General features: G+C 60.2%; 11 protein-coding genes. 7 read left to right on the top strand and 4 right to left on the bottom strand.

The genetic code is table 11. The features are described 5' to 3' along the window. Nucleotides 1-62: 62 nt before the first annotated feature. The gene (locus JFU47_RS30815) at nt 63-1,202 is read right to left on the bottom strand and encodes an iron-containing alcohol dehydrogenase (protein WP_201188024.1); all 1,140 of its coding nucleotides are present in this window, start codon (nt 1,200-1,202) and stop codon (nt 63-65) included. 175 nt (nt 1,203-1,377) lie between these two features. Here JFU47_RS30815 and JFU47_RS30810 point away from each other — a divergent pair, with 175 nt between their 5' ends. The 5 genes from JFU47_RS30810 (at nt 1,378) to JFU47_RS30790 (ending at nt 7,539) form a co-directional block, all read left to right on the top strand. Next, nucleotides 1,378-2,316: a LysR family transcriptional regulator gene (locus JFU47_RS30810; protein ID WP_201188022.1), complete on the top strand. Its 939-nt coding sequence runs from the start codon at nt 1,378-1,380 to the stop codon at nt 2,314-2,316. A 169-nt stretch (nt 2,317-2,485) separates the two neighbouring features. Continuing rightward, nucleotides 2,486-3,826 carry a PQQ-dependent sugar dehydrogenase gene (locus JFU47_RS30805; protein WP_201188020.1) on the top strand — a complete coding sequence of 447 codons (1,341 nt, stop codon included), beginning with the start codon at nt 2,486-2,488 and terminating at the stop codon, nt 3,824-3,826. A gap of 1,065 nt (nt 3,827-4,891) precedes the next feature. Then, nucleotides 4,892-5,260, top strand: a complete 369-nt coding sequence (locus JFU47_RS30800) for a DUF6124 family protein (protein ID WP_140683711.1) — start codon at nt 4,892-4,894, stop codon at nt 5,258-5,260. 163 nt (nt 5,261-5,423) lie between these two features. Continuing rightward, on the top strand, nt 5,424-6,362 hold the full coding sequence (locus tag JFU47_RS30795; protein WP_140683712.1) for a cyclase family protein: 939 nt from the start codon (nt 5,424-5,426) through the stop codon (nt 6,360-6,362). A gap of 244 nt (nt 6,363-6,606) precedes the next feature. Continuing rightward, nucleotides 6,607-7,539: a LysR family transcriptional regulator gene (locus tag JFU47_RS30790; protein ID WP_201188018.1), complete on the top strand. Its 933-nt coding sequence runs from the start codon at nt 6,607-6,609 to the stop codon at nt 7,537-7,539. Here the strand turns inward: JFU47_RS30790 and JFU47_RS30785 are convergent. The 3 genes from JFU47_RS30785 to JFU47_RS30775 all read right to left on the bottom strand — a co-directional run bounded on the left by JFU47_RS30785 (nt 7,532) and on the right by JFU47_RS30775 (nt 10,152). Next, a complete protein-coding gene (locus JFU47_RS30785) occupies nt 7,532-8,515 on the bottom strand; it encodes a cyclase family protein (RefSeq protein WP_201188017.1) in 984 nt (327 codons plus the stop codon). The genes JFU47_RS30790 and JFU47_RS30785 overlap by 8 nt on opposite strands. A 142-nt stretch (nt 8,516-8,657) precedes the next feature. Further along, nucleotides 8,658-8,972 carry an NIPSNAP family protein gene (locus JFU47_RS30780; protein WP_046055817.1) on the bottom strand — a complete coding sequence of 105 codons (315 nt, stop codon included), beginning with the start codon at nt 8,970-8,972 and terminating at the stop codon, nt 8,658-8,660. A gap of 13 nt (nt 8,973-8,985) precedes the next feature. Continuing rightward, entirely contained in the window at nt 8,986-10,152 is a 1,167-nt protein-coding gene (locus JFU47_RS30775; RefSeq protein WP_201188015.1) for an iron-containing alcohol dehydrogenase, read from the bottom strand. 154 nt (nt 10,153-10,306) lie between these two features. On the opposite strand from JFU47_RS30775, the gene JFU47_RS30770 reads away from it, so the two are divergent. Further along, on the top strand, nt 10,307-11,095 hold the full coding sequence (locus JFU47_RS30770) for an SDR family oxidoreductase (protein ID WP_140683718.1): 789 nt from the start codon (nt 10,307-10,309) through the stop codon (nt 11,093-11,095). 281 nt (nt 11,096-11,376) lie between these two features. Beyond that, nucleotides 11,377-12,690 carry an MFS transporter gene (locus JFU47_RS30765; RefSeq protein WP_201188013.1) on the top strand — a complete coding sequence of 438 codons (1,314 nt, stop codon included), beginning with the start codon at nt 11,377-11,379 and terminating at the stop codon, nt 12,688-12,690. The last annotated feature ends 3 nt before the right edge of the window (nt 12,691-12,693 follow it).

Below are 12,693 nucleotides of genomic sequence, written 5' to 3'. Positions count from 1 at the left end.
GCGTCGAATCACGTTCGACGCTGCGGCTGCCTCCTGATTTATTGTTGTTGGATAGCGGCGGTTTACAAAGACTGCGCAAGCATCGACAGGTAGTCCGCGGACGATGCTTCGCGGGGGTTGGTCTTGTGGCTGTGATCGTGCAATGCGCCTTCAACGATGCCGGCAAACAGGCTCTCATCGACGCCGATTTCGCTCAGGCGGGTCGGCAGGCCCAGACGGCGGGTCATGTCCTCGATGGCCGTGCCGATGTTCGCGCCGGCCTCAAGGCCCATGGCATGTCGCAGGCGTTCGAGCTTGCGTTCGTCGCGAACGGTCGGGGCGTTGGCGTTGAAGTCCACGACCGCTGGCAGAAAGATCGCGTTCAAGGTGCCGTGATGCAGCTTCGGATTGATGCCGCCCAAGGCGTGGGACAGGCTGTGCACGCAGCCCAATCCCTTCTGAAAGGCGAGTGCGCCCTGCATCGACGCGCTCATCATGTTCATTCGCGCTTCGCGATCACCGGGTTCGGCGGTGGCGCGCTCGATGTGTTCCCAGGCACGCCACAGGCCGTCGAGGGCGATACCATCCGCCGCCGGGTTGAAGGCCGGCGCCATGAACGTCTCGATGCAATGAGCGATCGCGTCCATGCCGGTGGCGGCGGTCAGCATCGGCGGCAGGCCCAGGGTCAGTTCGGGGTCGCAGATGGCCACGCGAGGCACCACATAAGGTGAGATGACGCCCACCTTGCGACCATCGTCGAGGATCAGGATGGCGCCTCGGCCGACTTCACTGCCGGTGCCCGCCGTGGTGGGAATGGCAATCAACGGCGCGGTGGCGGAGGTGATGCGATCCAGCCCGCCTTCGATCACCGCAAAGCTGTGCAGAGGACCGTCGTGCGTGGCGCAGACAGCAACGCCTTTGGCCAGATCGATGGAAGAACCACCGCCGACCGCGATGATGCCGTTGCATTCGTCGAGGTGGTATTGCGCCACGGCTTCACGTACGGCGTGTTCGTTGGGGTTGGACGGGGTGGCGTCGAAAATCGAAGGGGGAAGGATGGCGCCAAGGGCCGCGATGACCTTGTCGACGATGCCGGCATTGCGCACGCCGATATCGGTGACGATCAGCGGCCGGGTAATGCCCGCACGCTCGGCTTCGGCGGCCAGATGCTGCAGGCTGTCGTAGCCGAACTGGATCTTGGTGACGTAATTGATGAGGGACATGATTCACCACAAGTTATACAGGATTGTTATTGTTGCAATCGGTCTGCGGCAGGAAGGCTTTCGCTCTTCGGTCAAACCCATTGCATTGCCTGGTTGTGGGGTGGACTATAGGGCCGTCGTGGCGAGCCTCGATACTGACAACTTTCGATACCTCTATAACTTTTAGTTAACCCTGATGACGCCCTCACTCAATTCGATCATGTCCCGCCTGCACATCAAGCAGCTGCGCTTGTTGATAGCCCTTGATGAACACGGCTCCTTGCTGGGCGCGGCCAAGCAGGTCGCGCTGACCCAGCCCGGCGCCAGTAAAGCCCTTCAAGAAATTGAAACGACGTTCGGTACCTCGTTGTTCACCCGTACTAACCGCGGGCTTGAGCCCAACGATGCCGGACGCTCGGTCATTCGTTACGCACGCTTGATCCAGACCGACCTCGCGCATCTGCGCGAGGAGATCATCGGCATCATGAGCGGCGAGGGCGGACGGGTGTCCGTCGGCACCATCATGGGCGCTGTCCCGCTGCTGACCACCGCGATCAGCCGGGTGATTGCCGACCACCCGAAGCTGTCCATCGAGATCGTCGAAGACACCAGCGCCGCACTGCTCAGCCAGCTTGACGCCGGGCGCCTCGACCTTGCGATCTGCCGTACGACCATCAGCACCACGCCCTACTTGTATGAGAGCTCGACCTTCGTCGAAGAAACCCTGGCGGTGATCGCCAGCACTCAGCATCCGTTCGCCTATGCCCGGCAGCTGTCGCTGAAGGACCTCGTTGATTACCGCTGGGTGGTCTATCGCGCCAACATGCCGATGCGTTTGCTGCTGGAGCGCGAGTTTCACGAAGCCGACCTGCGTTTCCCGGTGCACCTGCTGGAAACCACGTCGGCGTTTGCCACCTTGTCGCTGCTTCAGGAAAACCCCACCCTCGTCGCGTTGGTGTCGACCGACGTGGCGAAGTTCTGCTCCGGCTACGGTTTCACCACCACGCTGCCGCTGCCCATCACCTCGCGCAGCGAACCGTATGAACTGGTTTCGCGCAAAGGCGTGCCGGACTCGCCAGCGGCCAGGTTGCTACGGGAGGCGTTGTTGAATCCGATTGAGCTCGGGACCGGTTGAAACAGGCGCTTGCGATAGTGCCCGGCTTTGAATGCGCGCATTCGTGCGTTTTAGGCAAATTTGATTTGTGCCAGGCGCAGTGTTGGAAACGGATCAACGCCGCGATACTCCGCCGGGCTTTTGCCTGTCCAATAATTGGCCCACGGATGGCCGTTGCGAGGTTAGAACAATGAATGTGTCCAACCGACTTGCGCTCTTGATGACCACTGCCGCACTGCTCGCCGCGTGTGGTGAGTCTTCCAAATTGCCGTCTCAGGCCAGCGTCGGCCCGGCCCCGCAACTGCCTGAACCCACCACCTCGCTGATCCCTACGTTAAAAGTGTCCAAAGCGATCGGCTGGGCGGGTAATGACATGCCCAAGGCACCTGCCGGTTTCAAAGTGACCGCGCTGGCCGAGAACCTCGATCACCCGCGCTGGGTGTATACGCTGCCCAATGGCGATGTCCTGGTTGCAGAGAGCAACCACCCGCCCATGCCGGAAGGGGCTACTGACGGTGGCACCGGGCCGATCGCCTGGGCAAAACGCACAGTCATGGGTTTTGTGATGGGTCGTATTGGCGCTGATGCACCCAGCGCCAATCGCATTACCTTGTTGCGCGATGTCGACGGTGATGGCCACGCGGAGGTGCGCAAGGTGTTCATGTCCGGCCTGACGTCGCCTTTTGGCATGGCATTGGTGGGCAATGAACTGTTTATTGCCAATGCCGACGCCCTGGTCAAAGTGCCTTACAGCACGGGGCAAACCGAGGTGAGTGCAACGCCGATAAAAGTCACCGACCTGCCCGCAGGCATCAATCACCACTGGACCAAGAATGTCATCGCCAACCCCGAGGGCTCCAAGCTTTACGTCACGATAGGTTCCAACAGCAATGTCGGCGAGAACGGCCTTGATGTGGAAGAAGGGCGCGCGGCGATTTGGGAGGTAGACGTCAAAAGCGGCAGCAAGCGTCTGTTTGCCAGCGGCCTGCGCAACCCCAACGGACTGGCCTGGAAGCCCGGTTCGAGCCAATTGTGGACCGTGGTCAACGAGCGCGATGAAATCGGCAGCGACCTGGTGCCGGATTACCTGACGTCGGTGCAGGACGGCGCGTTCTACGGCTGGCCGTGGAGCTATTACGGTGCTCATGTCGACACCCGAGTCGAGCCGCCGCGTCCGGACAGGGTGGCCAAGGCCATCGCGCCGGACTACGCGCTGGGCACGCACGTCGCACCCTTGGGCCTGACGTTCTCTGATGCCCGAGGCATGCCCGCCCATTTCGCCAATGGCGTGTTCGTCGGTGAGCACGGCTCTTGGAACCGTAACCCCCAGGCGGGCTATAAGGTGGTGTTCATCCCGTTCACCGACGGAAAGCCTTCAGGCATGCCGGTCGATTTTTTGACCGGTTTTCTCAATGCCGATGGCGAGGCGCAAGGGCGTCCGGTGGGCGTCACGCTTGACCAGGGCGGCGCGTTGTTGGTGGCCGATGATGTCGGGAACAAGGTCTGGCGTATCGCGATCACAAAACCCTAGAGATGGGGTAGGCCAGTTAGATGGATGCTGGATGAGCTACCGTCATCGCGAGCAGGCTCGCTCCCACATTGGTTTTATGTTGTTTGCGAGATTTGTGGCCGACACCGGGCCCTGTGGGAGCGAGCCTGCTCGCGATGGCGATGGCACAGTCAAAAAACACTATCGCCTGACACACCGCTTTCGCGAGCAGGCTCGCTCCCACATTGGTTTTATGTTGTTCGCAAGATTTGTGGCCGACACCGGACCCTGTGGGAGCGAGCTTGCTCGCGATGGCGGTGGCCCAGTCAAAAACACTGTCGCCTGACACACCGCTTTCGCGAGCAGGCTCGCTCCCACATTGGTTTTATGTTGTTCGCAAGATTTGTGGCCGACACCGGACCCTGTGGGAGCGAGCTTGCTCGCGATGGCGGTGGCCCAGTCAAAAACACTGTCGCCTGACACACCGCTTTCGCGAGCAGGCTCGCTCCCACATTGGTTTTATGTTGTTCGCGAGATTTGTGGCCGACACCGGGCCCTGTGGGAGTGAGCCTGCTCGCGATGGCGGTGGCACAGTCAAAAAATACTGTCGCCTGATACACCGCTTTCGCGAGCAGGCTCGCTCCCACATTGGTTTTATGTTGTTCGCGAGATTTGTGGTCGACACCGGGCCCTGTGGGAGTGAGCCTGCTCGCGATGGCGTCGGATCTGGCGCAGTGCATAAACATGTTTAACGACGACTGTTTAAAGACACTCGGTGTTACGTCATAAGCGGCTACAACGTCTTGCGTCGTTACCTACGCGTACGCCAGAATCCGCCGGCTTGTGCGGCTTTGGGGTGGGCTATATCGTTTCCGGGTCACTGCAAAACAGTGATCGGGTTTGGTAGCCCGTTGTAACAGCCGTATGGCAACGCCTTATGACGTCTCTTTTTTGGGACTCTGTTTTATATGGTGGTCATGCGTGGGGCTCCTTAGTGAGCGCCGGTTTTTCCTGTTGCACCGGTCTACCAATCCGCGCATGGCCGCCACCCTCGTTTGGTAGCGAGCGTGATGGCTCCTTAAAATTTGCAACAAGGAGTTTTCATCTATGTTCAAAGTTACGCCCAACCCCCCGAATACCAGTCCATTACCCTACGACGCCTTTCTTGATCTTGACCCCAGGAAAATGAAAGAGGCGGCCGACCGCGCACTCAGCTTCTACCTCAACCCCGGGGCGTCGAAAACGCAGATACCGCCCCGCAAACCCAGCACCATTTTCACCATCGACGCAGCGGTGGATGACGAAACGTTGCTCGTCGAGGCCTGTGAATCGTTGGCATCAGCCAGCGCCATGGTCAACGATCTCGCCGACGTAACGGACGGCCCGCGACGGCAAACGATGCTGGTGCTGCAACGGATGATCATGTTGGGTGAGTTAGCGGTCAATCGGGTATTGGACAACCACAAGCCTGGGTAGCAGCCAGGCACTGTAGGAGCAAAGCTTGCTCGCGATGGCCTTGCTCCTACAGCACTCGCATTACTCGTGACAATCCAGAACAAATGTATTGCCCATTCCTGTCTGTTTCCCCACAGAAGGGCTGCGTACCTTGGGTCCACTGCTACTCCAAAAGGACCCCCTCATGCTGAATCGCTTGATACTGCCCTTCACCTTGCTCTTCACCTTCAGCGCCGCCCAGGCCGCAGACACTGAAAAATGGTACCCCTCCCAATACGGCGCCAACGATGAAATCGGCGCGCTGAATCTGCTGAACGCCGAGTCGGTGATCAACGCCTCGAAACTGATCAAGACCGGCAAAACCTATCCACTGGCCGTGCCCATCGACAAGACGTTGCCGGCGTTCCGTCATCGCAGCTTTCACCTGACCAACATCCAGCCGGGTGAAGCGGGCGGCACCACGATGGGGCCGAACAAATTCACCTTCAACGATGAACTGGTGGTGGGCTGGACCGGTGTCGGCACCCAGCTCAACGGCATCGGCCACATCGGCATCGACAACGTCTACTACAACGGCAACCGCGCCGCCGATTTCGTCACCGTGGAAGGGGTGAAAAAGCTCGGCATCGAAAAGGTCCCGCCCATTGTCACCCGCGGCGTAGTGCTGGACATGACCGCCGTTTATGGCAGCGCCATCGTGCCGGAGAAAACCGAGTTCAGCGTCGCCGACATTCAGAAGGCACTGGACCTGCAAGGCATCAGTATTCAGAAGGGCGATGTGGTGCTGTTCAACACCGGTTGGCTGGAACTGCTGGGCAAGGACAATGAGAAATTCCTCGCCGTGGAGCCCGGCATCGGCATGGAAGCGGCCAAGTGGCTGGTGGACAAACAGATTGTCGCGTTCGGCGGTGACACCTGGGCTTCGGAAATCTACCCGGCCAAAGACGGCCAGGAATTCCCGGTCAACCAATTCATGCTGGCCAAGAACGGCATCTACAACCTTGAGTTGATCGACAGCCGAGCGCTGGTGAAAGACAAGGCGTGGGAATTCATGTTCGTGCTGGGGCAGCCGCTGTACAAGGGCTCGACCCAGGTCAACATCAACCCGGTCGCCATTCACTGATAGCCACCGTTCGAAGCCGTAACGCACACTTTGTAGCAGCTGGCGAAGCCTGCGTTCGGTTCGGGCCGCGTTCGGACGCAGCAGTCGTAAAACCTGAGCACGCGGTTTTTCTGAAACACCGCATTGCCTGATCTCACGACTGCTGCGTCCGAACGCGGCCCGAACCGAACGCAGGCTTCGCCAGCTGCTACAAAGTCTGTTTTTCGCCTGAGCCTTTTTTTCCTGAATGCGAGAACACACGGATATGGTTGTTCCTTCCCTTTGCAGCATCGCTGCACGCTTGCGCCTCAAACAACTGCGTTTGTTGATCGCGCTGGATGATCGCGGCTCCTTGCACAAGGCCGCCGAGCAGATTTCGATTTCCCAGTCCGGCGCCACCAAGGCGTTGGGTGAAGTCGAATCGTTGCTCGGCATGCCGCTGTTCGAACGCCAGCCCAAAGGTCTGGTGGCCAACGAAATGGGCCGTTGCATGATTCGTTACGCACGGTTGATCTACAGCGATGTCGAGCACCTGCGCGAGGAAATGCTCAGCATCATGCAAGGCCAGGGCGGGCGGCTCTCGGTGGGGGTGATCATGGGCGCGGTGCCGTTGCTGACCCGGGCCCTGACCGAGTTGCGCCTGAAGCAGCCCGAGTTGTCGGTCGAACTGGTGGAAAACACCAGCGCCACGTTGCTCGGGTTGCTGGATCAGGGACGACTGGATCTGGCGATTTGTCGCACCAGCGTCGGCCAGCGCTCGGACGCTTATGACTGCATCGAACTGAGTGAAGAACCCTTGGCGGTGGTCGCCAGCAAGGACCATCCACTGGCCAGTGCCGAGTCTTTGCAGCTGTCGCAGTTGAGCGACTACCGCTGGGTGGTCTATCCCAAAGACATGCCGATGCGTCAGACCCTGGAGCGTGAGCTGAATGAGGCAGGGCTGGCGATTCCGCGTCATCCGCTGGAAACCTCGTCGATTTTCGCCACCATTTTATTGGTGCAACAAGACCCGACCTTGTTGGCCGTGATCCCGGTGGAAGTGGCCAGGTTCTGCGAGCAATTCGACTTGCTGGTGAAGCTGCCGGTGTCGATGCGTGCATTGATCGAGCCTTACGGTGTGATCAGCCGGGCCGGCGCCGATCTTTCTCCGGCGGCAACCCTGCTGATCAACGAACTGCAGCAGGACCTGATTACTTGATCACGATCGGATTGACCGGTGCACCCGTGCCGCCAACGACCTTCAACGGCGCGGCGGTGTAGAGGAACTGCCACTGGCCGTCTTCGGCGCAATCAGTGGCCAGATCATCGAGCATCGCCACTTCGGTGAAGGTCACGCCGAGGTTGCGCATCAAGGCATTGTGCAGCGGGATCAGCACGCCCGAGGTGGGGTCGACCGCCACTTCGTTGGCCATGGTGTCGGTCACCAGGTTGGGGATTTCCATCTGGTGAAACCATTCCACCAGCTCGCGGCTGAAGGTCAGGCCCGGCTCGGCGAAGTCCTTGTAGAACTCTTCCGGCTCGCGCTCATAGAACGAGCCGATCCAGCCTGTGCGGATGATCAGGATGTCGCGCTTCTGGATCTCGATGCCCTGGGCTTTTGCTGCGGCCAGCAGGTCCAGGTGATTGAAGGTTTCGCCCTTGTCCAGCACCGCTTTGCCGCGATGACGAGCCATGTCGATCAGCACCGCACGCCCGACAATCCCGCGTTCGGCAATTGGCAGGATGCTGGCCTTGTCCATGCTGCCGATGGTGCTCATGGCGTCGTAGCCATTCCACAGTTTGTTGTCGTGCCAGACGTGGCCCAGCGCGTCGTATTGGGTCGAGCCTTGCAGGTGCATGAAGATCACGTCGTCGGCGTATTCCACATGGCCGTCGAAGTGGGTCTTGCCGGCCAGGAAATGGCCCCTGTCCAGCACGTTGACGCGCATTGACGGACGTCGACCGGGCCACAACGGTTCGCCTTTGGGATGGCCGATCTGCACTTGCAGGGTAAAGGTCTTGCCTTGGCGGACCGAGGCGATACCCCGGAGGATTTCCGCGCTTTGCAGGTAATTCAGGGCGCCGACTTCATCGTCCGGCCCCCATTTGCCCCAGTTGGTGGGCAGGCCTTCGAGCAAGGCTTTGATGTCGGGAGAACGGTCAGCGGCGGTGTTATTGGGATTGTGGTCGCACATGAGGTTGTCCTTGGGATTGGCAGACCTGCACAGTTCCCCTGTGGGAGCGAGCCTGCTCGCGAAAGCGGTGTGTCAGACACATCAATGTTGACTGACAGTCCCTATTCGCGAGCAGGTTCTGTGCATGGCTTCAGGTCAGGGATTATTTGATGGGGGAGAAATCAGCGGCGATCAGCAATTTGGATTCCATCTTTTCCAGCATCGGGAACGCCTTCGGCACGAAGCCTTCGAGCCAGTCCGGGTCTTGATACAGCGCCGCGCGTTTCTTGATCCGGTCATCAAGGCTCTCGTAGGCCCAGATGTGGATGACCTGATTCAGCTCACCGATTTCGGTGTACCACCAGCCCACCAGCGTGGTGTAGCGGGAGATCACCGGCAGGCCGGTTTCCTCGAAGTGCTTGAGGTAGGTTTGCATTTTTCCGATTTGAATCGTGTAGGTGCGCATTTCGTAAAACATGGGCGTCGTCTCTTTAGGAATGAGTGCCGTGCCAGGCGTTGCTGATGATTCGTTCGATGTCGGCGGCGGTGGTCAGGCGTGGATTGACCAGCACGTTGCCGCTGCGCATCGAGTCGCTGACCATTTGCGGCATGTAGTCCAGGTCCACGCCCAGGTCCTTGATGTTGTCGGGAATGCCGATGGCCTTGTTCAGCGCCACCACGTGCTCCACCACTTTGTGCCCGGCGCGGGCAACGCTCAGGCCATCGACGTTCTCGCCCATGGCGATGGCGATTTCACGAAACAGCTCCGGGCAGGCCGCCAGGTTGTATTCGATGACGTAGGGCAGCAGCGTCGCGTTGGCGATGCCATGGGGAATGTTGAATACACCACCGAAGGTGTGGGAGATCGCGTGCACGTTGCCCAGTTTCGATTGAGCGAACGCGACGCCGGCGAGGAACGAACCGAGCAGCATCTGTTCCCGGGCGTGCAGGTCGGAGCCGCTGAAAAATGCCTTCGGCAGGTGGGTGCAGATCATCTTGATCGCTTGCAGCGCCAGGGCCTGGCTGACCGGGTTGGCCTGCTTTGATACGTAGGATTCGATGGCGTGGGTCAGCGCGTCCATGCCTGTGGCCGCGGTGATCGACGGCGGCAGTTTGAGCGTCAGCTCGGCGTCGAGAATCGCCAGTTTCGGAAACAGCGCCGGGCTGATGATCACGGTCTTGAACAGGGTTTTGGTGTTGGTGAAGACCGTGGAGGCCGTGCATTCACTGCCGGTGCCGGAGGTGGTCGGAATGGCGAAGATCGGCAGAGGAGGGTGCAGCAGCTTGTCGTAGCCCTCGTAATCGAGGATGTTGCCGGGGTTGGTGGCCATGGCCGCGACACCCTTGGCGGTGTCGATGCTGCTGCCGCCACCGACGCCGATCACCGAGTCGCAGTCGTGGTTTTTCAGGAACGCCACGGCGCGCTCCAGCACGTCGGTGGTGGGGTTGGGTTCTACGCCGGAGAACACTTCGTAGTGAATGTCACTCTCGACCAGCGAGGTGAAAAAACCTTCCATCACGCCCGACGCCATCAGCCCTTCGTCGGTGACCACCAGCAGTTTTTTTCGAACATGCGGCTTGAGCAGCGCACCGGCCTGACGTACCAGGCCGTTACCGCTTTTCAGGGTCGTGGGGAAATAAAACTGAAACGGGTTCATGGGTGTCTCCGGTTCTTATTGGTCTGGAGACAGTAATTAGCGTGGGAGGCGGCTGATAATGAAAAGGTCTGATCCGGTGATCACCGTTTGTCATCCCCTGATGCGTCCTATTGCAGTGGTAACGTAAGGTTTTTGAACCAACAGGAGCACCATCATGGATTTGGCTATTTCGGGTCGCTGGGCCATCGTCTGCGCCGCCAGCAAGGGCTTGGGTCTGGCCTGCGCGCGTGCCTTGGCGAAGGAGGGCGTCAATCTGGTGATCAACGCTCGCGGCGATGAAACGCTGCAGGCTGCCGCCGACCAATTGCGCCAACTGGCACCGAGCATCGAAGTGCGCACCGTGGCCGGGGATATCAGCACGCCTGCGGTGCGCGAGCAGGTGTTGGCGGCGTGTCCGCAGGTAGACATCCTGGTCAATAACGCTGGCGGTCCGCCGCCGGGTGACTTCCGTGACTGGCAGCGTGAAGACTGGTTGAAGGCGCTGGACGCCAACATGCTCACGCCCATCGAGCTGATCAAGGCCTGCGTCGATGGCATGGCCGAGCGTGGTTTCGGGCGCATCGTCAACATCACGTCTGGGGCGGTGAAGGCACCGATCGATGTGCTGGGCCTGTCCAACGGCGCCCGTAGCGGGCTGACCGGTTTCATCGCCGGGCTCGCGCGTCAGTCGCGGCTGGCCGGCAAAAACGTGACCATCAACAATCTGCTGCCAGGTCCGTTCGAGACTGAGCGTCTGCACAAAACCCTCAGTGCCGCCGCCGAAGCCAACAGCACCACGGTCGAGAGCATCAGCGAGCAGCGGCGCCAGCACGTGCCGGCCCAGCGTTTCGGCCAGCCCGACGAGTTCGGCGCCTACTGCGCGTTCATCTGCAGCGCCCACGCCGGTTTCCTCACCGGGCAAAACCTGTTGCTGGACGGCGGCAGTTACCCCGGTACGTTCTGATCGATTGGGGGATGACGATTGGTGATCCCCCCATCAGATCCCCTCATTATTCAGCTGTCGGGTGCGTGATTAGAGTGGGGCCGCGTGCCTGATGCCAGTCAGTCAAGACGCAGAACCTGTGGGAGCGAGCCTGCTCGCGAAAGCGGACTGTCAGCCAACATCCCTGTTGAATGATGCACCGCTATCGCGAGCAGGCTCGCTCCCACAGGGATTGCGGTGTTCAGAACCTTGACTGACAGGCATTGGGCCGCTTGCATCCACAACAATAAAGAGCGCCCCTCATGAAAAATCCGAGTGCCGAAACCCTGCGGCTGACCGCCGCGTCTGCAACCGAGCGCCCCACCAGCGTGCGCTGGCGGATCTTCCTTATCATGTTGCTGCTGACCGCGATCAACTACATCGACCGCGCTTCGCTGTCGGTGGCCTTGCCGCTGATTTCCAGTGAGTTCCAGATCCCGCCGGCGCTGGAAGGCTTGATGCTCAGTGCGTTTTTCTGGTCCTACGCGTTGATGCAGATTCCCGGCGGCATGCTGCTGGATCGTTTTCAGACCCGCCGTGTGATCGTCATCGCGACCGTCGCCTGGGGCGCCTTTCAAGCCCTGGCCGCCGGCGCGCACAACTGGATCACGCTGCTGATCACTCGCATGGGCCTGGGCATTGCCGAGTCGCCGATCATGCCGGCCGGGGCCAAGCTCAACGGCGCCTGGCTGACGCCTAACGAACGCGGGCGCGGCGCAGTGCTGGTCGACGGTGGCGCACCGCTGGGCAGTGCCTTCGGCGCGATCATCATTGCCGGCCTGATTGGCTGGTTCGACTCCTGGCGCATCGCCTTCGTGATTGCCGGCATCGGCACCATGCTCGCCGGCGTGCTGGCCTGGAAATACATCCGCAACCATCCCGGCGAACACCCCGGCGTCAACGCCGCAGAACTGGCGCACATCACCGAGGGCAATATCAAAGTCAGCCAACCCGGCGCGGTCACCAGCATTGCTCTCAAGGAGCTGCTCAAGGATCGTTCGGTGCTGGCGATGTTCGCCGGTTATTGCTGCATTCTCAGCGTGTTCTACGGGCTGTTGACCTGGATGCCGAGCTACCTGCACCAGACCCACGGCCTGAACATTTCGAGCATGGGCGGGGCGACGTTCCTGATCTTCATGTGCGGTTTTGTCGGCGAGCTGGTCGGCGGTTATCTGGGGGATAAATGGAAGTCCAGCGGTGCTTCGCCAAACCTGGTGATGCGCAGCATGTTCAGCGGTTCGGCGCTCGTGGCGGCCCTGTGCATGCTGGCGGTGGCGTATGCGAGCGAGGCCAGCAAAGCGATCGGTTTGCTCTGCGTGGCGATGTTTTTCATTCGGTGGTGCGGCATGTACTGGTGCATTCCGTCGATCCTCGGCGGCACCTCGAAAACCGGCGTACTGGCCGGCACCATGAACTTCTGCGGGAACATGGCCGGGGTGATCGTGCCGATCCTGATCGGGCTGATCGTGCAGTTCACCGGGTCGTATTTCCTGGTGCTGATCTTCTTCGTGGTCATGGCCATGCTGCTGGCGATATTCTCCAGCCTGATCGATTATCGGGAACGAGGGCTGGCGTGAAAG

The organism is Pseudomonas sp. TH39(2020), from assembly GCF_016650715.1.
Classification (GTDB): Bacteria; Pseudomonadota; Gammaproteobacteria; order Pseudomonadales; family Pseudomonadaceae; genus Aquipseudomonas; species Aquipseudomonas mandelii_C.
The sequence above is the reverse complement of the archived record's forward strand: the minus strand, read 5'-3'. Positions and strand labels throughout refer to the sequence as shown.